Source organism: Nonomuraea harbinensis, assembly GCF_019396385.1.
Lineage (GTDB): Bacteria > Actinomycetota > Actinomycetes > Streptosporangiales > Streptosporangiaceae > Nonomuraea > Nonomuraea ferruginea.
Window position 1 is genome coordinate 87,490 of sequence record NZ_JAHKRN010000029.1, and the last position, 22,999, is coordinate 110,488.

The window sequence follows — 22,999 nt, forward strand, 5'->3', positions numbered from 1 at the left end:
CCGCCGCGGCCGTCGGCGCCGGACGCGCGCCCAGGCCACCCGCGGCCACGCCTTCGCCCGTTCCGGCCGTCCCGTCCGCACCGGCTGGTACGCCCATCGCTGCGGCGTGAGCCGGTGCGGCCAGGTGTTCGTGCCGGTCGAGACAGCCCAGGAGATCACGTGGAGGGGGCGCGGCGATGAGTAGGCTGGCCGTCAGGAAGACCTACAAGCTGTTCATCGGCGGGGCGTTCCCGCGCTCGGAGAGTGGGAGGTCCTATCCCGTGACCTCGCCGAAGGGTGACTTCCTCGCCAACGCGTCCAGGGCCTCGCGCAAGGACGCGCGCGACGCGGTGTCGGCCGCCCGCAAGGCGTTCCCCGGCTGGTCCGGCGCGACCGCCTACAACCGCGGCCAGATCCTCTACCGGATCGCCGAGATGCTGGAGGGCCGCCGCGCCCAGTTCGCCGACGAGCTCGGCCTGGGCAAGAAGGCCGCGCTGGAGTCGGTGGACGCGGCGATCGACCGGCTGGTCTGGTACGCGGGCTGGTCCGACAAGATCACGTCCGTGCGCGGCACCGCCAACCCGGTGGCGGGTCCGTACTTCAACCTGTCCACGCCCGAGCCCACCGGGGTGGTCGCCGTGGTGGCGCCCGCCGACCCGCTGCTCGGGCTGGTCTCGGTGGTGGCCCCGGTGATCGTCACCGGCAACGCGTGCGTGGTGGTCGCCGCCGAGCGGACCCCGCTCCCGGCGATCACCCTGGCCGAGGTCCTGGCCACGTCCGACCTGCCGGGCGGGGTGGTCAACATCCTCACCGGCCACCAGGCGGAGCTGGCCCCCTGGCTGGCCGCGCACATGGACGTCAACGCCCTCGACCTGACCGGGGTGACCGACGCCGACCTGGCGCTGCGGTGCGAGCAGGACGCGGCCGAGAACCTCAAGCGGGTGCTCGGCCCGGCCGGCGACGACTGGTCCGGCGACCCCGGCCTGGGACGCATGACCGCGTTCCTGGAGACCAAGACGGTCTGGCACCCGATGGGGGTCTGAGAGGGCTAGGGTCGGTGCCGTGCCGAGACGGATGACGATCTGGCTGGCGCTGGGCCTCCTGCTCGCGGGATGCGGCGGCGAACCCCGCCCCGCGTCCCGCACGCCGGTCCCGTCGGCCGCCGTGCCCTCCACTCCTGCGGCCTCCACCTCGGCGGCCTCGACCCCCACCGCGCTCCCGAGCGTCGAGCCCCGGGCCGGCAAGCGGGGCCGGCACGCCGACGACGCCGACGACGACGGCCGCGCCGACCTGGTCGTCGAGGCCCGCACCCGCGACGGCCTGCCGTTCCGCACGGTCGTCCACGGCTCGCCGCGCGGTCTGGACCCGGGAAGGCAGACCGGCGCCACGTCGAAGACGTCCTGCTTCATGCGGCTCGACCAGGCCAACTGGGCGGCCGACTTCGACGGCGACGGCTTCGGCGACATCCTCGGCACCGCGCGGGAGGGCGAGGACGGGAGCCGCCCGTGTGTCCTGTGGGGGCCGCACGGCCTCGCGCCGGGGAAGAAACCGGTTCGGCTGCGGGCGGAGACGGACGTCGTGGCCGACGCCGCCGTCGCCGGTGACTTCGACGGCGACGGCGCCGCCGACCTGGCGATGCCGAGCACGCCCGAAGGCAGTTTGTTCCACTCCGACCTGGTCGTCCTGTACGGTCCCTTCCGCCGTGACGGGACACCGGCCCGCCAGACCGTCCAGGCGTCGCCGTCCGGCGACGAGTTCCGGCGGCTGACCGTCGACAGGATCGAGGGCCAGCGCGCGACAGGGCTGATCGTGCACGAGCCCGACGACGGCGAGCAGACCGCCTCCTGGCTGCTCCGCGCCGGGCCCGGCGGCCTGGACAAGGCGGGACACAAGCTCAACGACGGGTCGTCCGCCGCGTTCGGCGACTTCGACGGCGACGGCACCAGGGACGTCGCCGTGGGCGACAACGGGAGCCGCAACAACGAGCCCGGCTACGAGACCGAGCCGCCCTCCGTCCACCACACGGTGACCGTCTACTACGGGAACGGCCGCACCTGGACGTTCACCGGCACCGCGGGCACGATGGCCGCCGGCGACTTCGACGGCGACGCCCGCGACGACCTCGCCTTCGGCGGCGGCCACGAGTACGGCCCGCGTCAGCCGGTCCTGGTCTTCCGCGGCGCCCCGGACGGCCTGCGCCCCGGCGGCGCACTCGACGGCGTGAGCCCGGCCTGGCCGCGGACCGCGGGCGACTTCGACGGCGACGGGGACGACGAACTCGTCCTCTCCCACGGTCAGGACAGCGTGAAGATCATCGTGACGGACGGGACGAAGGTCCTGTCCCGCTTCGGCGTGCCGCCCGGTGGCGGCCGCTCAGCTGGAGAAACCCGGCGGCCGGATCGGCGGGTGGGCGGTCTGTAGCTGGGCCGCGAGGCCGAGCAGGTGGGGTTCGCCGCCCGGCGGGGCGATGAGCTGCACGGCGATCGGCAGCCCGCTGGAGTGGGTGGCGACGGGCACCGCCATCGCGGGCCAGCCGCACATGTTCCACGCGCCGGTCGCGGACGCGTACCTGACGTTGACCAGGGCGTTGCGGACGAAGCCGCGCTCGCCCCACCGCTCGGCCTTCGGCGGGATCGCGGCCAGCGCGGGCGTGACGAGCACGTCGGCGTCGCCGAACCACTGGTCGGCGCCGTAGCCGCGCCACCGGTCGCGGCCCCGGTCGCCGTTCGCGCCCAGGCGGTTGAGCACCCGCCCGGCCCTGGCCAGGGCGCGGCTGCGGCGCTCCAGCGCGTGCGGGTCGTGCGGGGCGGCGGACTCGGCGGCCCTGGCCAGCCAGGCGGCCATCGTGGCGGTGGCGAGCCAGGCGGGGAACCGGTTCGTCCGCTCGACCACCGTGTGGCCGGCCTGCCGCAGCGTCTCCGCGGCCCCGCGCACCGCCGACCGGAACTCGCCGTCCATCGGCGCCCCCACCGGTAACGGCTGCGGCGCGTACGCCACCCGTAGGTCGAACGGCTCCGGCCCGTTCTTCGGCGGCGGCGGCTCCCACACCGCCTCGTCGTCCGCCCACACCGAGCGGAGCGGCGGCCGGCTCGGCTCGGTGCGGCGGCCGGACCGCCACGCCTCGGCCAGCGACGGGTCCGCGGCCAGCACGGACAGCATCAGCGCCAGGTCGGGGATGTTCGCGGCGATCGGCCCGTTCTCCGACAGTCCCCGCCAGTCGTCCGTCGGGGCCGGGACCAGGCCGGTGCCCGGCTTGAGCGCCGGCACGCCGCAGCACGCCGCCGGGATGCGCAGCGAGCCCATGCCGTCGTTGCCGAGCGCGAGCGGCACCATGCCCGCCGCCACGGCCGCGGCGCTGCCGGACGACGACCCGCCCGCCGTGCGCGCGGTGTCCCACGGGTTGCGTACGGTGCCGTACACGCTGTCGCCGAACCCCACCAGCGTCAGCTCGGGCAAGTTCGTCAGCCCGATCACCACCGCGCCCGCCGCCCGCAGCCGCGCGACCGTCTCGTGGTCGGCGGTCTTCGGCTCGGCGGACGTGGCCGCCGAGCCGGCCCGCATCGGCTCGCCGGCGACCTCCAGGTTGTCCTTGACCGCGACGGGGACCCCGGCCAGCGGGAGCTCCGACAGGTCGCGCCGGTCCTGGACGTCCTCCGCCTCCTTGAGAACGCGCTCGCGCACCGCGCGGAACGCGCCCACCCGCGGGTCGCGCTCGGCGATGGCGCGCAGATGATCCTCGGCCACCGCCGCGGCCGCTACCTTGCCCTGACGTACGGCCGCCGCGATCTCCGTGGCGGACCTGCCTGCCCACGACATGCATAGAGTGTGCAGGTTTCTACTCTTCTGCGCGAGGCTCTTTTCGCGGCTTCTGCTCCCTGCCCGCCTGTTTGAGCGCGAGCCGCAACGCGTACTCGATCTGCGCGTTGACGCTGCGGAGGTCGTCGGCCGCCCATTTCGCGATCGCGTCGTAGACGGCCGGGTCGAGGCGCAGCAGGAGCTTCTTCCGCTCAGGCATACAAGCTGCCGGCGTTCACCACCGGCTGGGTCGCCCGGTCGCCGCACAGGACGACCAGGAGGTTGGACACCATCTGCGCCCGCCGCTCCTCGTCGAGGTCGACCACGCCCTCCGAGGAGAGCCGGTCGAGCGCGAGCTGGACCATGCCGACCGCGCCCTCGACGATCCGCGTGCGCGCCGCCACCACCTGGCCGGCCTGCTGGCGGACCAGCATGGCCTGGGCGATCTCGGGGGCGTAGGCGAGGTGGGTGATGCGGGCCTCCAGGATCTCGATCCCCGCCAGGTCGGTGCGGTCGCGCAGCTCGGCGGTCAGCTCGGTGGCCACCTCGGCGCCGTCGCGCAGGCTGGTGCGCGCGGGGTCGTGGGAGTCGTAGGGGTGCGTGGTCGCCAGGTGGCGGACCGCCGCCTCCGACTGGATCGCGACGTACTCCTCGTAGTCGTCGACCGAGAACACGGCCTTGGCGCTGTCGACCACCTTGTAGACCACGACCGCGGCGATCTCGACCGGGCTGCCGTCGGCGTCGTTCACCTTCAGCTTGGCCGTCTCGAAGTTGCGCACCCGCAGCGTGACCTTGCGCTTGGTGGTGAGCGGCAGCACCCACTGGAACCCGGCGTCGGACACCGAGCCGACGTAGCGGCCGAGGAACTGCACGACCTTGGCCTCGTTCGGGTTGACGATCGTGAAGCCGCTGGCGGTCACCAGCACCAGCACGCCCCAGATCGAGCCGAGCACGATCAGCAGCACCGGCGACCCCAGGCCGAACAGCACCGCGCCGCCCAGCACCAGCAGGACGAGCAGCACCACGAACCCGTTGATCCTGAACGCACGTCGTTCCATGGCGTCTCCTTGCTATCTAAGTGATATCACTATGCTATCTCACTAAGCTCATGCGCGTGCATCAGGATCACGTCTCGCTCGCCACCGGCCAGCGCTCGCTCGGAGACCCCGCGATCGCCTATCCGCTCCGGCCGCCGCTCACCCGCGGCTGCCCCCGCACCAGCACCGGCCGGATCGCCTATCCCGTCGAGGTCGACTACGCCTACGACCGGGTGCCCGCCGGCCTGTTCGACCAGCCGCCCGGCCCCGACATCGCGCGGTGGGCGCCGCTGCTGCCGCCGCTGTCCGCGCCCACCCTCGGCGAGGGCGGCACCCCGCTGCTGGAGGCGTGCGGCGTGCTCGTCAAGGACGAGTCGCGCAACCCGACCTGGTCGCACAAGGACCGGCTGAACCGCGTCACCGTCAGCGCCGCGCTCGCCGAAGGCGCGCCCGGCGTCGTCGTCGCCTCCTCCGGCAACCACGGCGCCTCGGCCGCCGCCTACGCCGCCCGCGCCGGGCTGCCCGCGATCGTGCTCGCCTCCGCCGGCTCGCCGCCCGCCGTGCAGTCCTTCGTCCGCGCGTACGGGGCGGCGGTGTTCAGCGTGCCGGCCGAGCGGCGCTGGCCGCTGATGACGGAGATCGTGGACCGGCTCGGCTACCACCCGGTCAGCAACCAGACGGTCACCCACACCGGCCACCCGTACGGGCCCGAGGGCTACAAGACGATCGCGTACGAGCTCTTCGTCCAGCTCGGCCGGGCGCCCGCAGCGGTCTTCGCGCCGACCGGTTACGCCGAGCTGCTGTACGGGGTGTGGAAGGGCTTCACCGAGCTGCGACGGCTCGGGGTCGCGGGGACCGCGCCCCGGATGTTCTCCTGCGAGCCCGCTGCCGGAGGCCCGCACGCGCGGGCCGTCGCCTCAGGCGCCCCGGCCGCGATCGTCGAGGTCGGTCCGACGGACGCGTACGGGATCGCCTGCCCCGCCGGCGGTCACCGGGGCGTGCGCGCGGTCACCGACAGCGGCGGCGGCACGGTCCTGGTCACCGACGAGGAACTGCGCGCGGCCCAGCGCGACCTCGGTCGGGAAGGGCTCTGGCAGGAGCTGTCCGGCGCGGCCGGGCTGGCGGGCTACCGGAAGCTGGGGGCGGTGTTCGACGGGCCTGTGGTGTGCGTGGGCACGTCCAGCGGGTTCAAGGACGTCGGCGTGGGGTCGGCGGACATCGCCGTGGCGACGACCTTCGACGAGGTGGCGGCGAACCTTCCCGCGGGTTCGTGAACCTGGCTAGGTAGGCGAGAGTTTCCCCTACGCCGTGGGTGCTCCTCTAGTTTTTCAGCCACACCCGCAGTGGGCCGAGCGGGGTGAAGCCGTGCTCGGCGGCCGGTGCCGGGTCGATCTCGTAGCCGACCAGGTCGCGGCCGGGGAAGAGAGCGGCGGCCTGGGTCCTGACGTGCGGCCAGGCGTCGTCGCCGAACACGTTGGACACGCCCACGGTCCTGCCGCCCGGCGTCTCGTTGAGGACGAACCCGGACGCCGTCCCTTCTTCCGCCCACAGGAGCTTGACGGACGGGTCGCCGAGCAGGGCGGCGGTGAACAGGCCGCCTTGGCCCCCCCACGCCTCCTCCCAGGCGCGCAGCGTCTCCGCGTCCCGCACCACGCGCCATCGGATGTCGCGTGCGGCTCCCTGACGAGCATCCGGCCCGGCGTGGAGCCAGGTGGCTTCGAAGAGCAGCTCGAAGCCGGGCAGGGTGAGTGCGGCGAAGCTGTCCTTGACAGAGGCGCCGGGGGTGTCGTCGATGAAGGGGAGGATGTCGGCGTCCGTCGCCTCCGGGGACAGGGTGACGGCGTCGGGATAGTAGGGCGGGGTGCGGCGCGGATTCGTCCAGGCCCGTGGGGTGAAGGCGCCGGGGAGACCGTGCGCGCGACACAGGGCATCGCACCAGGCGGCGTTGTTCAGCGCCGCTTCCTCGATCATCTGGCGCCCTGGGTGGCGGTCATCGGGTCCTCCTCGTGGGGGTGGCCGTCAGGGGGTCCTCGGGCCAGGGGTGCTTCGGGTAGCGGCCGCGCATCTCGGCGCGTACGGACCGGTAGGCGTCGCGCCAGAACGACGCCAGGTCCGCCGTGACCGCCACCGGGCGGCCCGCGGGCGAGAGCAGGTGGATCAGCAGCGGCACGCCCGCGATCAGGGGCGCCTCCTGCCAGCCGAACAGCTCCTGCAGCTTCACCGCCAGCACCGGCTGCTCGCCCGAGTAGTCGATCCTGACCCGCGAACCGGTGGGCACCTCGACCCGCTCCGGCGCCACCGCCTCCAGCCGCTCGCTCCACGGCACCAGGCGGCGCAGCGCCGCGGCCACGTCGATCCGCTCCAGGTCGGCGCGGCGGCGGGCGCGGGACAGCTCAGGCTCCAGCCACCGGTCGGCCAGGGCTACCAGGTCGCTCACGTCGGGCCACGGCTCACCCGCCGCGCGGTGGCAGAACGCCAGCCGGTCCCTGACCGCGCGTGCCTCCTTCGTCCAGGTCAGCACCTCTTCGGTACGGAGCCCGTACAGGAGAGCGTCGCGCACGTCGGCGTCCGGCAGCGGCGTGGCGGACAGCTCGACGGCGCCCAGCCGCTCGACCAGCCGCGCCGTCACGTCACCCCGCTTCGATCCGGGCGGCGCTTTCCAGGCGACCTCCTCCCCGACCGTCACCGGGTACGCCTGCCTGGCGATCTCCTCGTCGATCACCACCGCCTGGCGGATCCGCGCCGACGCCGACCCGGTCGGGCGGTCGGCCACCGCGACGGCCAGCCACTGCGCCGACGCCAGCTTGGAGCCCTCCGCGAGCTGGGCTTCCGTGCCGGACGCCATGAGGTACCCGCCCCCTCGCCGCCGTGCCACCCTCTCGGGAAACGCCAGCGCCACGGCCAGCCCGGCCACCTCGTCCTGGGTTTTCGGGGCGGGTGCGTCGTTCTTGGTGGGTTCTGTGGCCGTCCGTCCCTCCGTGCGGGCCCTTCCCCTGCCGTCCGGAGAGGACCGGTCGGGGGCGGCGTCCCTTTCCCGGGTCCGGTGGCCCGCAGTACGGGAGAGGCGCCGCGTCTCGGCGCGCCAGCGAGCCGTGAAGGCGTCACGCCCGCGACGGGCCGCACGCCAGACCTCCACCAGATCGTCGCCCGCGTCGCGCGGAAGCTGCTCCGACAACAGGGCGATCACCTCGGCGGCCTCGGGGCCCACGTCGAGCAGAGCCCGTGCCAGCCGAGGATGCACCCCCGCCAACGCCATCCGCCGCCCCCGCTCAGTAACCCGCACGGACATGACCGCCCCACCGGGGGAGGCCCTCTGCACCGCGTCCTTTCCAGGCGCGCCGTCTCCCTGGTGGACGGGGGACGTCGCCTGCGCCGCGTTCCTTCGAGATGTGCTGTCTCTCTGGGCGGTTCCTTGTGCTGGCGTGTCCGTTCGAGGCGCGTTGTCATCCTGGGTGGCGGGGGAGGTCCTCTGCGTCGACGCGTCCGTTGGAGGCGCGCCATCTCCCTGGGAGACAGGGGGCGTCGCCCGCGTCACGTCCCTTTGAGGTGCGCTGTTTCCCCCGGTTGGGGTGGTTGTACGGGCCGGAGTGGGTTGGACGGCGCCCAGGGTGTGCAGGGTGGTGAGTGCGGCGGCGAGGGCGGCGGGCGGGGGTGGGTCGAGAAGGGCCAGGCCGGAGCCGTCGGGGGAGCCCCAGCAGGCCGCCTGGAGGGCGAACGACGTCAGGTCGGCGAGGGCGATCTCCGGGCTCGGCTGGTCGGGCAGGCGGTCGTGGTCGGTGGCGGACCAGCAGCGGTAGACGGCGCCGGGCGCCTCACGCCCGGCGCGGCCCGCGCGCTGGCCGGCCGAGGACCTGGAGACCCGCACCGTGGTGAGGGAGCCGAGACCGCGGGCGTGGTCGGTGCGCGGCTCGCGGGCCAGACCGGAGTCGACCACGACCCGCACGCCGGGCACGGTCAGGCTGGACTCGGCGACCGAGGTGGCCAGCACCACGCGCCGGGACGCGCCGGGGGAGAGCACCGCGTCCTGGACCCGGGCCGGGGCCTGGCCGTGCACCTGGAGCACCTCGACGCCGTCGAGCATCGCCGCCACCCGGGCGATCTCGCCGACGCCGGGCAGGAAACAGAGCACGTCGCCGTCCCGTTCGGCGAGCGCCCGCCGGACGACCCCGGCGACGTGCGACAGCAGGGCGGGGTCGACGCGCAGTCCGTGCGGCGGGGCGACCGGGCGCGGCGGCGGCGCCCACACGACGTCGACCGCGTGCGTGACGGCGGACGCCGCCACCACCGGCCCGCCGAGCAGCCGGGCCCAGGGGGCGGCGTCGGCGGTGGCGGAGGCGGCGATCAGCCGCAGGCCGGGCCGGAGCGTCTCGCGGACGTCCAGCAGGAACGCCAGCGCCGTGTCGGCGTCCAGGTGGCGTTCGTGGCATTCGTCAAGCATGACGGCGTCCACCCCGGTCAGCTCCTGGTCCCGCTGGAGCCGTTGCAGCAGCACGCCGGTGGTGACGACCTCCACCATCGGGTTGGCGCCGGTGTGGCGCTCGCCCCGGATCGCGTAGCTGACGCCCATCCGCCGGGCCGCCGCGCGCACCGCCAGCCGCCTGGGCTCGGCCACCACCACCCGCATGCCCGCCTCCGCCAGGGCGAGCGGCGCGACCGTCGTCTTCCCCGTACCGGGCGGAGCGGTCAGCACGGCACTGCCGTGCGCGTCCAGCGCGGCGAGCAGATCCGGCAGCACACGCCGAATCGGCAACGTGTCAGGCGGCGTCTCAGACGGTGGCATGGGCGGCGGAGAGCACCGAGTCGAGCAGGCCGGGGAAACGGGCGTCGAGGTCGTCGCGGCGCAGGCTCATGAGCTTCTGCCTGCCGTCCTGCTTGGTCATGACCACGCCGGCCTCGCGCAGCGCGCGGAAGTGGTGGGAGGCGGTGGACTTGTGCACGCCCAGGTTGCGGCCCACGTCGCCGCAGGTCATCTCGCCCGCCGCGGCCAGGCGGGCGACGGCCTCCAGGCGTACGGGGTCGGACAGCGCTCGCAGCACCTCGGTGAGCTCGATGTCATCGGTGGCCGGATGGGGCAGGGCGCGCATGCACCCCAAGATACCGGGTTTTATTGTTTGACAACGATCCAACAGTGCGTCAGTTTGATGGGCATCCAATTGATCCATCGGAGGACCAGTGAATCGCCGGCTCTATCCCCTCGCCGCCGGGAACTTCGCCGTCGGCACCGGCATGTTCGTCACCGCGGGCCTGCTCACCCCGATCGCCGCCGACCTGGACGTGTCCGTGGCCGCCGCCGGCCAGCTGATGACCGTGTTCGCGCTGGCGTACGCCGTGTTGTCGCCCTTGCTCGCCGCCGTGACGGCGGCGATGCCGCGGCGGACGCTGCTGCTGCTCGGGCTGGGTGTGTTCGTGCTGGGCAACGTGCTGACCGCCGTGGTGCCCGGTTACCCGCTGGTGGTGGCCACGCGGGTGCTCGCCGCCGCGGGGGCCGCGATGTTCACGCCGACCGCGTCGGGGGTGGCGGCCGCGCTGGCCGGTCCCGAGCATCGGGGGCGGGCGCTGGCGCTGGTGATGGGCGGGCTGAGCGTGGCCACCGCCATCGGCGTGCCGCTCGGCACGTGGATGGGCGCGGCGTACGGGTGGCGGGCCACCATCTGGCTGGTGGCGGGGCTGGCGGTGCTCGGCTTCGCCGGGATCGCGGCCCTGGTGCCCGACGTGCGGATCGCGGTCTCCGGCAGGCTGGGCGAGCGGTTCGCGCCGCTGGCCGACCGGGGCGTGCTCGCGGTGCTGGCGACGCAGCTGCTGATGTTCGCCTCGGCCTTCGCCGCCTACACCTACATCGGCGCGCTCTTCGACCTGCCGCTGCCGGCCGTGCTGTGGGCGTGGGGCGTGGGCGCCATCGTGGGCAACCAGCTCGGCGGCCGGCTCACCGACGCGTACGGGCCGCGCCGCATGGTGCTGGGCGGGCTGGCGGCGTCCACGCTGCTCATGGCCCTGATCCCGGTCGCCAATCTGGCCCTGCCGGTCGCCCTGGTCTGGGCGTTCCTGTGGGGCGCGCTGGGCTGGCTGGTGGCGCCCGCGCAGCAGTATCGGGTGGTCGCGGCGCTGCCGGGCAACGTGCCGGTCGGGCTCGGCCTGCTGTCGTCTGCGCAGTACACGGGGCTCGTGCTGGCGGGCGTCGCCGGCGGGCTGGTGCTCGACGGGTACGGGCGAGCAGGCGTGATCGCGCTGGCCACCGGGCTCGGCCTGGCGACGGTGCTCTTCACCCTCGCGACCTACCGCCCGGCGGTGGGCGGTCAGCCCAGGGCGGGGATCCAGCCGAGCGTCACCGCGAGGATGACGAGGAAGCCCAGGGCGAGCCGGTAGACGACGAAGCCCGTGAAGCTGTGGGTGCTGATGTAGCGCAGGAACCAGGCCACGGCGGCGTAGCCCACGATGAAGGAGATCACCGTGGCCAGGATCGTGGGCCCCCAGGCCGGGGTCTCGGCGCCGCCGATCTCCGAGAGCTCGTACAGGCCCGAGGCCAGGACGGCCGGGATGGCCAGCAGGAACGAGTAGCGGGCGGCCTCCTCGCGCCGGTAGTCGAGCAGGAGGCCGGCCGTGATGGTGCCGCCCGAGCGGGAGACGCCGGGGATGAGGGCCGCCGCCTGGGCGAACCCGTACACCACGGAGTGCGGCACGTTGAGGTGCTTGGCAAGCGTGAGCTTGTTGCGCGCGGTGCGGTCGGCGAACCACAGGATGAGACCGAACAGGATGAGCGTGGTGCCGACCAGCCGCAGGTCGCGGAAGACGCCCTCGATCTGGTCCTTGAGCAGCAGGCCGAGCAGGGCGATGGGGATGCTGCCGAGGATCACGTACCAGCCCATGCGGGCGGCGACGTGGGAGCGCAGGGCGGGGGTCCACAGGGAACGGGTCCAGGTGGAGGTGATCTCCCAGATGTCCTTCCTGAAGTAGATCAGGACCGCCGCTTCCGTGCCGAGCTGGATGACCGCGGTGAACGCGGCACCGGGGTCCTTCCAGCCGAAGAACGCCGAGGCGACGCGGATGTGGGCGCTGGAGGAGATCGGCAGGAACTCCGTCAGCCCCTGCAGCAATCCCAGCACCACGGCTTCCATCCAGCCGATCACGCCTGCACCTTCCCCCGATAGGAGCGCACGATGTAACGAGGTGAGGCTAGCGGAAACGGCGGCCCGCCAAGGCCAGTCGCGGCTGGTCGCCGCGCGCAGTTCACCCGCTGGTCACCCAGGCTCCGGCGTTGTCCCGGGCGAAGTCCGCGAAGTCCTTGGCGGGGCGGCCCAGCGCGGCCCGCACGCCGTCGGCGACGTGGGCGTTGCGGCCGTCGAGTGTCTCCGTGAACAGCATGGTCAGCATCTCGATCTCGTCCTCCGGCACGCCGTGCTCGGCCGCGCCCGCCGCGTACTCCTCGGTGGTGATCGGCACGTACATGATGTCGCGGCCGGTCGCCTTGGACAGCTGGGCCGCCACGTCGGCGAAGGTGAGCGCTCGCGGCCCCGTCAGCTCGTACAGCCTGCCCGCGTGCCCGTCCTCGGTGAGCGCGGCCACCGCGACGTCGGCGATGTCGTCCACGTCCACGAACGGCTCGGCCACCTCTCCGGCGGGCAGCGCGATGACGCCGTCGCGTACCGGCTCCAGCAGGTAGCCCTCCGAGAAGTTCTGCATGAACCAGGCGCACCGCACGATCGTCCAGGCGACGCCCGACTCGCGCACCACCTGCTCGGCGGCCTCGGCGAGCGGCTCGCCCCGGCCCGACAGCAGGACCAGCCGCTCGACGCCGGCCGCCGCCGCGTGCTCGGTGAACGCCCGCACGTCGTCCAGCGCGCCCGGGACCGCCACGTCGGGATAGTAGGAGATGTACGCGGCGCGCGCCCCGTGGAGGGCGGCCTTCCAGGTGCCGCGGTCCGCCCAGTCGAAGGGCGGGGTGCCGGTACGGGAGCCGACCCGTACGGGCTGTCCGAAGAGCCTGTCTGCGATCCGGCGGCCGGTCTTGCCGGTCCCGCCCGTTACCAGGATGGTCATGCCCTCTAGTAAGCCGTCTGCCGGTGAGACTCTCCATGGTTGAGAAGCGCAATGGCATATGCGATCGTCTAACCATGGATCACCTGGCGGCGCTGCTCGACGGCCCGCGCGCCCGTGGCGCGTTCCTGCTGAGAGTCCTCCTCGACCCGCCCTGGGCGATGCGCGTGCAGGACGAGGCCCCGCTCACGCTGCTGGCCATGGTGCGCGGCGAGGCGTGGATCGTCCGCGACGGCCTGACGCGGGTGGGGCCGGGCGAGGTGGCCGTGGTGTGCGGGCCGGAGCCCTACGTGGTCGCCGACCGGCCCGGCACCCCGCCGCAGATCGTCATCCATCCCGGCGAGCGGTGCACCACCCTCGACGGCGAGTCGCTCTACCAGGCGATGCACCTGGGCGTGCGCACCTGGGGCAACGACCCCGACGGCGCCAGCTCCATGATCGTCGGCACCTACCTGATGGCCGGGGAGGTCAGCGGGCGGCTGCTGCGGGCGCTGCCGCCGCTGCTCGTCCAGCCCGGCGGGCCGCTCATCGAGATGCTGGGCGAGGAGGTGGTCAAGAACGAGCCCGGGCAGGAGGCGGTGCTCGACAGGATGCTCGACCTGCTGCTCATCGCCACGCTGCGCGGGTGGTTCGCCACCGGGGAGGCGCCGGCGTGGTACCGGGCGCAGAGCGACCCTGTCGTGGGCAAGGCCATGCGGATCATGCAGAACAACCCCGCGCACCCGTGGACGGTCGCCGCGCTGGCCGCCGAGGTGGGGGTCTCGCGTGCCTCGCTGGCCAGGCGGTTCACGGACCTGGCGGGCGAGCCGCCGATGGCGTTCCTGACCGGGTGGCGGCTGGCCCTGGCCGCCGACCTGCTCCGCGAGCCCGAGGCGACCGTGACCTCGGTCGCCAGGAAGGTCGGCTACGGCAGCCCGTTCGCGCTCAGCGCGGCCTTCAAACGGGCCCACGGCGTCAGCCCGCAGGAACACCGGGTGGGGGCCGGCCGGTGAAACCGCTGCTGCTCCTGGACGTGGACGGGGTGCTCAACCCCACCGGTCGCCCGTCCCCCGACTTCCGCCGCTACCGGTGCACGATCGGCAGCACCGTCTACACCGTGCACCTCAACCAGCGCCACGGCACCCGGCTGATGGAGCTCGCGCTGGAGACCGGCTCCGAGCTGGTGTGGGCGACGACCTGGGAGCAGCACGCCAACGAGTGGATCGCGCCCCGGCTCGGCCTGCCGCCGCTGCCCGTCATCGAGATGGCGCCCGGCGAGAACGGGAGCCGGCACGGCGAGATGTTCAAGACCCGCCACGTGGCCGACTACGTCGGCGACCGGCCGTTCGTCTGGTTCGACGACCAGGTCTACCAGGAGGACGAGGACTACCTCAGGGCTCGTCAGGGTCTCGGCGAATTCCTGCTCGTCCACGTGCCCGGCAGAGTGGGTCTGACCAGCCGACATCTGGCCGCCGCGCGGGAGTGGCTGACCCTTACAGGGTTTTCTCAGGGTCAGTAGTGGGAGAAGAGAGCGAGGCTCGTGCGTTCTTCTCAGTAGAACGTCATCACACGGAGGGACACCATGTACCGCTCACGACAGCACCGGATGCTCGCCGGCGTCTGCGGAGGCCTCGCCGACAGGTTCGGCCTGTCGCCCACCCTCGTCCGAGTCCTCTGGTTGATCCTCTCGCTCTTCCCCGGCCCGATGTGGGTCGTCTACGTCGTCATGTGGATCCTGGTCCCCGAAGAGCCGAAGAAGTACTGAGGATTATCCTCTAAGGCATGAGGGCAAGGCCGCTGACACTGATCCAGGACGAGCTCGTCGACTACGACAAGGCGATGGAGCGCATGGCCGAGCTGGTCGACGAGCGCCAGCGCGACGCGCGGCCGGACACGCTCTGGCTGCTCAGCCACCCGCAGGTCTACACGGTCGGCCGGCGCACCCCGTCGGCCCACCTGCCCGACCCGTCGCGCGGCATCCCGGTCGTGGAGACGGGCCGGGGCGGGCAGCTCACCTACCACGGCCCCGGCCAGCTCGTCGGCTACCTGATCGTCAAGCTGGGCGAGGAGGAGGGCATCGTCGACTACGTGCGCGAGGTGGAGCTGCGCCTGGTCGCCGCCCTCGGCGAGCTCGGCCTGCCCGCCGAGCGGCGCGACACCCCGCCGGGCTCGGAGCTGCTCACCGGCGTGTGGACCGTCGAGAGCGGCCGCAAGATCGTCTCCATCGGGATGCGGCAGAGCCGCGGTGTCACCAGCCACGGCTTCGCACTCAACGTCGACGGCGACCTGATGCCGTGGGACTGGGCGGTGGCTTGCGGGATGCCGGACGTCGACATGACCTCGCTCCAGCGGGAGCTCGGCGACGCCTCGATGGACCGGGTCCGCCCGGTGGTGGCGGCGGCCTTCGAGGCGTCCTGACTCACACGCGCGGGAAAACCTGCACCCCGGCATCATGGCCGGAGCCGTTGAGCTTGCCGTCACAGGTGTGAAGGGGCGCTTCCAGTGCTTCGGCGAGGGCCAGGTAACAGGAGTCGTAAGCGGTGTAGTTGTGCCGCAGCTCCCAGATCCGCTCTGCTATCCCCTTCATCTCGTAGCGCGTGATGTTGAGAGCCAGGTAGTCGGCCCGGGCCTGCTCGGCGATCGCGGCGGGCAGCTTGCCGCCGAGCACCAGTCCGCGCAACGTCGATAGGACCTCCACGTCAAGGAGGTGTGGAGCGTGGACGCTGGCTTGCAGCGCGCTGAGAAGTTCCATGTCAGCGTCGCGGCCCACGAGGGCCTCCACCATGGCGGAGGAATCGATGACTATCATCGCCTGCCCTCGGCTACTGCTTGCAGAATCTCCTCACTCGACGGCCCCTGGGAGCGATCGCGGGCCTTCAGGCGCTTGACGATTTCGGCGTTGGTCGGCCGAGCGGCGATATCGGCTAGTTCTCTGGCGACGTACGCGGAAAGAGACAGGCCGGCCTCAGCCGCACGTGCTTTGAGTTGTTCAGCGATCGGTTCGGGCACGTCGCGAATGTAGAGAGTAGCCATGATGGCGATGCTAGCAAGTTGCTAGCAAGATTTCGCGGCATGGCCGTGGGTTTTGTTCCCTGAGCGGACATGGCGAAGGGATCCGCCTCTTCTCGCAGTTCCCGCTCCCCCGGCCGAGACGGTGCACCTCGGCCGGGGGAGCGGGAGGGGGCGGCGCCCCCTCGCCGGGGGTGCGGGGGCGTGCCCCCGCAGTCACAGCCTGAGCTCTTCGGCGCGGAGCGCCTCCGGGGCGAAGACCTTGCCTTCAGGCGTCCATGGGGACCTCGTCGATGGTGCGGCGGGGGCCGGTGAACCAGTGGCGGGCCGACAGCCACCACCACAGGCCGATGCCGATCAGCACCACGCCCACCGCGATCGGGGCGTAGTTGACCGACGTCCAGGTGAAGTCCTCGTCGCCGGGCACCCCGGCAGGGGAGAACGGCATGATGAAGTACACGCAGACGACCGCGATCTCGATCACCGCGATCCAGCCGAGCACCTTGTACCTGCGCCCGAGCGTCCACGGGCCGGGCTCGAAGCGGTCGCCCATCCGCAGCCGGAGCCAGATCGGGATGAGGAACGCCAGATAGAGCCCGATGACCGCGATCGACACCACGGCGAAGAAGGCCACCGGGGTCGTCAGGCCGGGAGGGGCGTAGAGGGCGGGCAGGGTGATGAAGGCGGCGGCGCCGCAACCGGCCAGGATGGCGTTGACCGGCGTGCGGTTGCGGTCGACCCGCGACCAGAGCCGCCAGCCGGGCACCGCGCCGTCGCGGGCGAACGCGTACGTCATCCGCGACATGGACGTCACGCAGCTCATGCCGCAGAAGAACTGGCCGATGGTGGAGATCGCGAAGATCGCGGTGGCCAGCGGCGAGCTGAGCGCCGTCTCGAAGATCGCGCCGACGAAGCCGCCCTGCTCGTTGATCGCGTCCACGTTCGTGGCCGCGAACAGGAACGCCAGCAGGACGATCCAGCCGCCGATCGCCGAGTAGAAGATCGACTGCCACAGGCCGCGGGCGGCGGCCGTGGAGGCGCCCTGGGTCTCCTCCGACACGTGCGCGCACGCGTCGAAGCCGGTGATCGTGTACTGGGTGAGCAGGAAGCCGAGCGGCAGCACGTACAGCCAGAACGTCAGCCCGTTGGAGCCGTCGCCGAAGCCGGAGTTGTTGATCGTCTCGGTGAACACGAAGCCCACCGACTGGTGCTCGGACGGGCCGAAGACCAGGATCCCGACCACGATGGCGGCGCCGAAGACGTGCCACCAGACGGAGACGTTCTGCAGCAGTGAGATGAGCCGGTGGCTGAAGATGTTGATCAGCGCGTGCAACCCGAGCACGATCACGAACAGCAGGAACGCCTGCGAGAGCGTGCCTTCCCAGGCGCCGCCGGTGAGCCGGGTGAGGGTGATGTTGAGGAAGGTCGCGCAGCCGTAGTCGACGGACGCGGTGACCGCGATGAGGCCGATCAGGTTGAGCCAGCCGGTGAACCAGCCGTGGATCGGCTTGCCCATCTTGGCGGCCCACCAGTAGATGCCGCCCGCGGTCGGGAACGCGGAGACCAGCTCCGACATGCAGAAGCCGATGATCAGGATGAAGAGGGAGATCAGCGGCCAGCCCCAGGAGATGGCGATGGGGCCGCCGTTGTTCCAGGCCTGGCCGAAGGTGGTGAAGCAGCCGGCGAGGATCGAGATGATGGAGAACGAGATGGCGAAGTTGGAGAATCCGCTCCAGGTCCGGGCCAGCTCCTGCTTGTAGCCGAGCTCGGCGAGTCGCTTGGAATCCTCTTCTGTGCTCACTGAGGTCTCCCTGGGGGGCGCGGAGGACGCTCTCTTTGGTCTAGGTTTAGACCATTCTTTGGTATACGTCCAGACCATTTCCGCGGCCCGCGCAAGGAGTTTCGGGCGAGCGGGGCGGGCCGCGGCCCGCCCCCGTCACGTCAGTCCCCGAACACCTCGACCGTGGCCTGGCAGAACGCCTTGAGGTCGTCCGGCTTGCGGCTGGTGACCAGCTTGTTCGGCCCGGCGTCGCAGACCACGACCTCCTCGTCGACCCAGTTCGCGCCGGCGTTGCGCAGGTCGGTCTGGAGGCTCGGCCAGGACGTCATCTGCCGGTCCCGGACGGCGTCGGCCTCGATCAGCGTCCACGGCGCGTGGCAGATCGCCGCGACCGGCTTGCCGCCCTGGAAGAAGTCCTGGACGAACCGCACGGCCTTCGGGTCGGTGCGCAGGAAGTCGGGGTTGGCGACGCCGCCGGGCAGCACGAGCCCGTCGAAGTCGGCCGCCGACACCTCCTCGACCGTGCCGTCCACGGCGAACGTGTCGGCCTTGTCCAGGTGGTTGAACGCCTTGATCTGCCCCGGCTCGGTGGAGATCAGCTTCGGCGTGCCACCGGCCTGCTTGACGGCCTTCCACGGCTCGGTGAGCTCGACCTGCTCGACGCCTTCGGGCGCGACCAGGAAAGCGATGGTCTTGTCCTGGAGCATGATGAAACCCCCTATTTCGTGGTTTCTCACCCCCTATCCGTGAGTTCCCGATCTATACGCGCCGACCATCCGATGCAGCCAGACCAGCGCGTACCCGGCTACCGCGATCGCCGCCAGCAGCGCCCCCGCGATCAGCGCGAACCCGTCCCAGCCGATCCGGTCGACGTTCAGGTACGGGTACACGTACCGCCGGGCCGTCCCCTCCGGCAGCCACGGCGCCCGGAGCAGGACGAAGATCCCGTACGCGACCGGGAACGCCAGCCAGGCGACCGGGGCCGCCCAGCGGGCGGGCCGGTCGCGGTCGAAGGCAAGCCAGTCGGCGACCGCCATCACCGGGGTCACGTAGTGCAGCAGGAGGTTGCCCATCAGGCGCGGGTTGTCGCCGATGAGCTCCAACGGGTTCTCGCCGGCCCGGGAGACGGCGTGGACGGCGCAGGTGGCGACGAGGTACACGGTGACCGCGCCCTTGAGGTCGCCGGAGGTCCGGCGGCCGAAGAGCCGCCAGGTGTAGTAGAGCGCGGCCACGGCGTTGCTCTGGACGGTGAAGAACGCCCACGGGTGCCGGATGGAGACGGCCAGGCAGGTGATCCCGGTGACGGCGGCTAGGACGAGCCCGGCCCGCCATGTCGTTGCCATTGCGGCACCCTACTCGGCCACAGCGCGTGCGTGGCCCACGCCGTCGCGGCGCCGGCCGCGTACCAGAAGAGGTCGGGCGGGTTGAACGTGCTGCCGAGCAGCGGGCGCAGCACCTCGGGGATGCCGAGGAGCTGGGCGAACTCGATCGCCCAGCTCAGCCCGGCCGCGGTGAGCGCGGCGGCCCAGGGGCGCACGCGCGGCCACACGAGCAGGACGAGCAGGTAGATCAGCACCGTGTAGAGCGCGTCGCCGGCGTACTTGGGGACCGGGCCGTCCCAGAGCAGCCGGACGCCGAGTCCGAGGACGACCGTGACGAGGGCGGCCACCATAACCGGCAAACGGGACATTCAGCGGAGCCTAGTAGCATCGCCGTACATGAGCGCGACCATGGTGGTACGGGGGCTGGCTGCCGGTCACGGGGAGCGGGTGCTGTTCACGGGGCTGGACCTGGTCGTGAGCCCCGGCGACGTGATCGGCCTGGTGGGGGCCAACGGCGCGGGCAAGTCGACCCTGCTGCGCATGATGGCCGGCCTCGACCGGCCCGAGGAGGGCGAGATCCGGCTCAGCCCGGCCGCCGCCACCGTCGGCTACCTGCCGCAGGAGCCCGACCGCAGGCCGGGCGAGACCGTGATGGAGTTCCTGGCCCGCCGCACCGGCGTGGCGCGGGCGCAGCGCGACCTGGACACCACCGCGCAGGCCCTGGCCGATCAGGCGCCCGGCGCCGACGACGCCTACAGCGTGGCGCTGGAGCGCTGGCTGGCGCTGGGCGGCGCCGACCTGGACGAGCGCGCCGAGGCGATCGGCCTGCCGGTGGCGCTGGAGCAGCCGATGACCTCGCTGTCGGGCGGTCAGGCGGCCCGCGCCGGGCTGGCCTCGCTGCTGCTCAGCCGCTACGACCTGTTCCTGCTCGACGAGCCCACCAACGACCTGGACCTCGACGGGCTCGACCGGCTGGAGGGCTTCGTCAAGGGCCTGCGGGCGGGCACGGTCGTGGTCAGCCACGACCGCGAGTTCCTGGCCAGGACCGTCACCGACGTGCTGGAGCTCGACCTGGCCCAGCAGCGGATCCACCTGTTCGGCGGCGGCTACCAGGCCTACCTGGACGAGCGCGAGGTCGCCAGGCGGCACGCCAGGGAGCGTTACGAGGAGTACGCCGAGACCCGCGCCGACCTGGAGGGCCGCGCCCGCAGGCAGCGGGCGTGGATGGAGAAGGGCGTCAAGAACGCCCGCCGCAAGATGCCCGACAACGACAAGATCGGGCGCAACGCCCGCGTCGAGACCACCGAGAAGCAGGCCGCCAAGGCCCGGCAGACGGAGAAGCTGCTGGAGCGGCTGGAGGAGGTCGAGGAGCCGCGCAAGGAGTGGGAGCTGCGCATGGAGATCGCCGTCGCGCCCCGCTCCGGCGCGGTGGTGGCCACGCTGCGCGGCGCGGTCGTCAGGCGGGGCGGCTTCACGCTGGGGCCGGTCGACCTGGAGATCGGCTGGGCCGAGCGGGTGGCGATCACCGGGGCCAACGGCTCGGGCAAGACCACGCTGCTCGGCGCCCTGCTCGGGCGCGTCCCGCCGGACGAGGGGCACGCCTCGCTCGGCTCCGGCGTGGTGGTGGGCGAGGTCGACCAGGCGCGCGGGCTGTTCGAGGGGGAGGAGGCGCTGCTCGACGCGTTCACCGCGCACGCCGACCTGGTGCCGGGTGAGGCGCGCACGCTGCTGGCCAAGTTCGGGCTGAAGGCGCACCACGTGCTGCGGCCCGCCTCGACGCTCTCACCGGGCGAGCGCACCCGCGCCGCGCTGGCCCTGCTGCAGGCCAGGGGCGTCAACCTGCTGGTGCTCGACGAGCCGACGAACCACCTCGACCTGCCCGCGATCGAGCAGTTGGAGTCGGCGCTGGCCGGCTATCCCGGCACGCTCCTGCTCGTCACCCATGACCGCCGCATGCTGGAGGCGGTCAGCGTCGGCAGGAGGCTCGTGGTGGACCAGGGACGCGTGTCCGAGTCCCACTGAAAATTTACACCGCACAAAGATACGAAGATGAAACAATTCTCCGTATCTCGTTGACATGCGTAGTTCCTATGGTGTGCCGTGCTCTACACAGATAACCCCCCGCCTGAAGGTGAGGCACACATGAGGAAATGGCTCGCACGCCTGGCAGTGCTGGGCTTCGCGCTATTGGTGGCCGGTCAGGGTCAGGTGGCTCTGGCCCAGGACCCCGCGGCGGGAAAGAAGATCATCCGCGTGGGCGCTACCCAGGCCGTTGACTCCATGAACCCGTTCCTCGCCGTCCGCTTGGTGTCGACCTCGATCCACCGCTGGATGTACGGCTTCCTGACGGTTCCGGACAGCAAGACGCTGCAGCCGAGCCCGGACCTGGCCGAGTCGTGGAGCAGCTCCGAGGACGGTCTGACCTGGACCTTCAAGATCCGCGAGACCAAGTGGTCCGACGGCCAGCCGGTCACCGCCGAGGACGCCGCCTGGACGTTCAACAAGATCATGACGGATGACGCGGCCAAGACCGCCAACGGTCCGGCCGCGGAGAACTTCGAGAGCGTCACGGCCAACGGCCAGGACCTGGTCATCAAGCTGAAGAACCCCCAGGCCTCGATCCTGGAGAACCCGATCCCGATCATGCCCAAGCATGTCTGGGAGAAGGTCGGCAACCTGGCGGACTTCTCCGGCGACCAGTATCCGGCCGTGACCAGCGGCCCGTACATCGCCGTCGAGCACAAGAAGGACCAGTACGTCAAGCTGCAGGCCAACCCGAACTACTGGCGTGGCGCCCCGAAGATCGACGAGCTCCAGGTCGTCTTCTACGAGAACCCGGCCGCGTCCATCATCGGCCTGAAGAACGGCGAGATCGACCTGATCGGCCGGCTCAACCCGCCGGAGTTCGAGTCGCTCAAGGGCGACCCGAACATCGTGCAGTGGAACCAGCAGGGCCGCCGCGCCGTCTACCTGCAGATCAACCACGGCGCCACGACCACCGACGACAAGGAAGTGGGCGACGGCCACCCGGCGCTGAAGGACCAGAAGGTCCGCCAGGCGCTGCACCAGGCCATCGACAAGGACAAGCTCGTCGCCGAGGTGCAGAACGGCCTGGCCAAGCCGGCGCACGGCTCGATCGTGCCGCCCATGTACACCGACTTCTTCTGGGAGGCCGCCGGCGACACCAAGGTCTCCTACGACCCGGCCAAGGCCAACCAGATCCTCGACGACGCCGGCTACAAGAAGGGCGCCGACGGCGTCCGCACCATGCCCGACGGTGACCGCAAGCTGGAGTTCCGCTTCAGCATCCACACCGACACCCCGATCGAGGACAAGCTCGCCGAGTACCTCACCGGCTTCTTCAAGGAGATCGGCGTCACGCTGACCACCAAGAAGCTCGACTCCAGCAAGTTCACCGAGGAGACCGGCGTCACCGGCCTGTTCGACATCGCGATCTCCGGCTGGTCGGTCAACCCCGACCCGGAGGAGGTCCTGGCGACGCACCTGTGCAGCCGGCGGCCGACCCCGTCCGGTGAGGGCGGCGGCACCGAGTCGTTCTACTGCGACGACACCTTCGAGAAGCTCTACCAGGAGCAGCTCAAGGAGCTCGACCGGCCCAAGCGGGCCGACCTCATCAAGCAGATGCAGGAGCGCCTCTACACCGACGCCCCGGTCATCGCGATCTACTACACCAACGACCTCGAGGGCTACCGCAAGGACCGGATCAAGAGCATCACGTCCGTGCCCGAGCAGGACGGCATCCTGTACGGCGCGAGCAGCTTCTGGCCGTTCTACTCGCTGGAGGCCGTCGAGTCCTCGGCCACGGCCGAGGAGGGCGGCTCCAACACCGCTCTGATCGCCGGCGTGGTCGGCGCCGTGGTCGTCATCGGCGTCGGCGCGTTCTTCCTCACCAGGCGGCGCAAGTCCGCCGCGGACGACCGCGAATGACAGCACCGCTCGAAGCAGCAGAGCCCGCCGCCGCCCAGGCGGCGGGCCCCGCTGGGGACGACCGCCCCGCCCGCCGCGGCGTGCTGCGCTACGCGCTCACCAAGGCCGGCGGGGCGGTG

Annotated in this window: 24 protein-coding genes; 10 read left to right on the top strand and 14 right to left on the bottom strand. The window is 71.9% G+C overall.

The window, feature by feature from the left end:
• The first annotated feature begins 176 nt into the window (after positions 1 to 176).
• Together KME79_RS27245 and KME79_RS47125 are read left to right on the top strand one after the other, a co-directional pair.
• Positions 177 to 1,022 (top strand): aldehyde dehydrogenase family protein, encoded by an 846-nt coding sequence (locus tag KME79_RS27245; protein ID WP_219546927.1) that lies wholly within the window; start codon positions 177 to 179, stop codon positions 1,020 to 1,022.
• 19 nt (positions 1,023 to 1,041) lie between these two features.
• Positions 1,042 to 2,400, top strand: a complete 1,359-nt coding sequence (locus tag KME79_RS47125; protein ID WP_219546928.1) for an FG-GAP repeat domain-containing protein — start codon at positions 1,042 to 1,044, stop codon at positions 2,398 to 2,400.
• Here the strand turns inward: KME79_RS47125 and KME79_RS27255 are convergent.
• Genes KME79_RS27255 through KME79_RS27265 form a run of 3 tightly spaced genes read right to left on the bottom strand, consistent with a single transcriptional unit; the run spans position 2,353 to position 4,832 of the window.
• Positions 2,353 to 3,795: an amidase gene (locus KME79_RS27255; RefSeq protein ID WP_219546929.1), complete on the bottom strand. Its 1,443-nt coding sequence runs from the start codon at positions 3,793 to 3,795 to the stop codon at positions 2,353 to 2,355. The two genes, KME79_RS47125 and KME79_RS27255, sit on opposite strands and share 48 nt — an antisense overlap.
• 19 nt (positions 3,796 to 3,814) lie before the next feature.
• A complete protein-coding gene (locus tag KME79_RS27260) occupies positions 3,815 to 3,994 on the bottom strand; it encodes a type II toxin-antitoxin system antitoxin (protein WP_148036559.1) in 180 nt (59 codons plus the stop codon).
• Entirely contained in the window at positions 3,987 to 4,832 is an 846-nt protein-coding gene (locus tag KME79_RS27265; protein WP_219546930.1) for an SPFH domain-containing protein, read from the bottom strand. Before KME79_RS27265 ends, KME79_RS27260 begins: the two co-directional genes overlap by 8 nt.
• A 56-nt stretch (positions 4,833 to 4,888) precedes the next feature.
• Here KME79_RS27265 and KME79_RS27270 point away from each other — a divergent pair, with 56 nt between their 5' ends.
• Complete coding sequence (locus KME79_RS27270; protein WP_308249067.1) at positions 4,889 to 6,085, top strand: threonine synthase; 1,197 nt, start codon at positions 4,889 to 4,891, stop codon at positions 6,083 to 6,085.
• Positions 6,086 to 6,131: 46 nt separating this feature from the next.
• Here KME79_RS27270 and KME79_RS27275 read toward each other — a convergent pair whose 3' ends face one another.
• Genes KME79_RS27275 through KME79_RS27285 form a run of 3 tightly spaced genes read right to left on the bottom strand, consistent with a single transcriptional unit; the run spans position 6,132 to position 9,895 of the window.
• Positions 6,132 to 6,782 (bottom strand): hypothetical protein, encoded by a 651-nt coding sequence (locus tag KME79_RS27275; RefSeq protein ID WP_219546934.1) that lies wholly within the window; start codon positions 6,780 to 6,782, stop codon positions 6,132 to 6,134.
• 19 nt (positions 6,783 to 6,801) lie between these two features.
• A complete protein-coding gene (locus KME79_RS27280; protein ID WP_219546936.1) occupies positions 6,802 to 9,591 on the bottom strand; it encodes an ATP-dependent RNA helicase in 2,790 nt (929 codons plus the stop codon).
• Positions 9,578 to 9,895, bottom strand: a complete 318-nt coding sequence (locus KME79_RS27285; protein ID WP_219546938.1) for an ArsR/SmtB family transcription factor — start codon at positions 9,893 to 9,895, stop codon at positions 9,578 to 9,580. Before KME79_RS27285 ends, KME79_RS27280 begins: the two co-directional genes overlap by 14 nt.
• Before the next feature lie 88 nt (positions 9,896 to 9,983).
• Here KME79_RS27285 and KME79_RS27290 point away from each other — a divergent pair, with 88 nt between their 5' ends.
• Complete coding sequence (locus tag KME79_RS27290; RefSeq protein ID WP_219546940.1) at positions 9,984 to 11,174, top strand: MFS transporter; 1,191 nt, start codon at positions 9,984 to 9,986, stop codon at positions 11,172 to 11,174.
• Here the strand turns inward: KME79_RS27290 and KME79_RS27295 are convergent.
• Both KME79_RS27295 and KME79_RS27300 read right to left on the bottom strand, forming a co-directional pair.
• On the bottom strand, positions 11,105 to 11,935 hold the full coding sequence (locus tag KME79_RS27295; RefSeq protein WP_308249068.1) for an undecaprenyl-diphosphate phosphatase: 831 nt from the start codon (positions 11,933 to 11,935) through the stop codon (positions 11,105 to 11,107). The two genes, KME79_RS27290 and KME79_RS27295, sit on opposite strands and share 70 nt — an antisense overlap.
• 100 nt (positions 11,936 to 12,035) lie before the next feature.
• On the bottom strand, positions 12,036 to 12,845 hold the full coding sequence (locus KME79_RS27300; RefSeq protein ID WP_219546942.1) for an NAD(P)H-binding protein: 810 nt from the start codon (positions 12,843 to 12,845) through the stop codon (positions 12,036 to 12,038).
• Positions 12,846 to 12,919: 74 nt separating this feature from the next.
• Between KME79_RS27300 and KME79_RS27305 the strand changes: the two genes are divergently transcribed.
• From KME79_RS27305 to lipB, 4 genes are all read left to right on the top strand, one after another.
• Positions 12,920 to 13,834 carry an AraC family transcriptional regulator gene (locus tag KME79_RS27305; RefSeq protein WP_148036567.1) on the top strand — a complete coding sequence of 305 codons (915 nt, stop codon included), beginning with the start codon at positions 12,920 to 12,922 and terminating at the stop codon, positions 13,832 to 13,834.
• Positions 13,831 to 14,340 (top strand): HAD domain-containing protein, encoded by a 510-nt coding sequence (locus tag KME79_RS27310; RefSeq protein WP_148036568.1) that lies wholly within the window; start codon positions 13,831 to 13,833, stop codon positions 14,338 to 14,340. Before KME79_RS27305 ends, KME79_RS27310 begins: the two co-directional genes overlap by 4 nt.
• 63 nt (positions 14,341 to 14,403) lie before the next feature.
• Positions 14,404 to 14,586 (top strand): PspC domain-containing protein, encoded by a 183-nt coding sequence (locus KME79_RS27315; protein WP_148036569.1) that lies wholly within the window; start codon positions 14,404 to 14,406, stop codon positions 14,584 to 14,586.
• Positions 14,587 to 14,603: 17 nt separating this feature from the next.
• Positions 14,604 to 15,239 carry a lipoyl(octanoyl) transferase LipB gene (gene lipB, locus KME79_RS27320; RefSeq protein WP_219546943.1) on the top strand — a complete coding sequence of 212 codons (636 nt, stop codon included), beginning with the start codon at positions 14,604 to 14,606 and terminating at the stop codon, positions 15,237 to 15,239.
• Position 15,240: 1 nt separating this feature from the next.
• Here the strand turns inward: lipB and KME79_RS27325 are convergent, their stop codons facing one another.
• The 6 genes from KME79_RS27325 to KME79_RS27350 all read right to left on the bottom strand — a co-directional run bounded on the left by KME79_RS27325 (position 15,241) and on the right by KME79_RS27350 (position 19,300).
• Entirely contained in the window at positions 15,241 to 15,630 is a 390-nt protein-coding gene (locus tag KME79_RS27325) for a type II toxin-antitoxin system VapC family toxin (RefSeq protein ID WP_219546944.1), read from the bottom strand.
• Complete coding sequence (locus tag KME79_RS27330) at positions 15,627 to 15,854, bottom strand: FitA-like ribbon-helix-helix domain-containing protein (protein WP_219546945.1); 228 nt, start codon at positions 15,852 to 15,854, stop codon at positions 15,627 to 15,629. The genes KME79_RS27325 and KME79_RS27330 overlap by 4 nt, the downstream gene beginning before the upstream one ends.
• A 244-nt stretch (positions 15,855 to 16,098) precedes the next feature.
• Entirely contained in the window at positions 16,099 to 17,631 is a 1,533-nt protein-coding gene (locus KME79_RS27335) for an amino acid permease (protein WP_219546946.1), read from the bottom strand.
• A gap of 140 nt (positions 17,632 to 17,771) precedes the next feature.
• Positions 17,772 to 18,317, bottom strand: coding sequence for a type 1 glutamine amidotransferase domain-containing protein (locus tag KME79_RS27340; RefSeq protein WP_148036575.1), 546 nt, complete (start codon positions 18,315 to 18,317; stop codon positions 17,772 to 17,774).
• A 33-nt stretch (positions 18,318 to 18,350) separates the two neighbouring features.
• Positions 18,351 to 18,953, bottom strand: a complete 603-nt coding sequence (locus KME79_RS27345; protein WP_219546947.1) for a Pr6Pr family membrane protein — start codon at positions 18,951 to 18,953, stop codon at positions 18,351 to 18,353.
• Entirely contained in the window at positions 18,920 to 19,300 is a 381-nt protein-coding gene (locus KME79_RS27350; protein ID WP_219546949.1) for a DUF2809 domain-containing protein, read from the bottom strand. The genes KME79_RS27345 and KME79_RS27350 overlap by 34 nt, the downstream gene beginning before the upstream one ends.
• A gap of 28 nt (positions 19,301 to 19,328) precedes the next feature.
• On the opposite strand from KME79_RS27350, the gene KME79_RS27355 reads away from it, so the two are divergent.
• Together KME79_RS27355 and KME79_RS27360 are read left to right on the top strand one after the other, a co-directional pair.
• On the top strand, positions 19,329 to 20,954 hold the full coding sequence (locus KME79_RS27355) for an ABC-F family ATP-binding cassette domain-containing protein (RefSeq protein ID WP_219546950.1): 1,626 nt from the start codon (positions 19,329 to 19,331) through the stop codon (positions 20,952 to 20,954).
• 120 nt (positions 20,955 to 21,074) lie between these two features.
• Positions 21,075 to 22,880: an ABC transporter substrate-binding protein gene (locus KME79_RS27360; protein WP_219546952.1), complete on the top strand. Its 1,806-nt coding sequence runs from the start codon at positions 21,075 to 21,077 to the stop codon at positions 22,878 to 22,880.
• Positions 22,881 to 22,999: the final 119 nt, after the last annotated feature.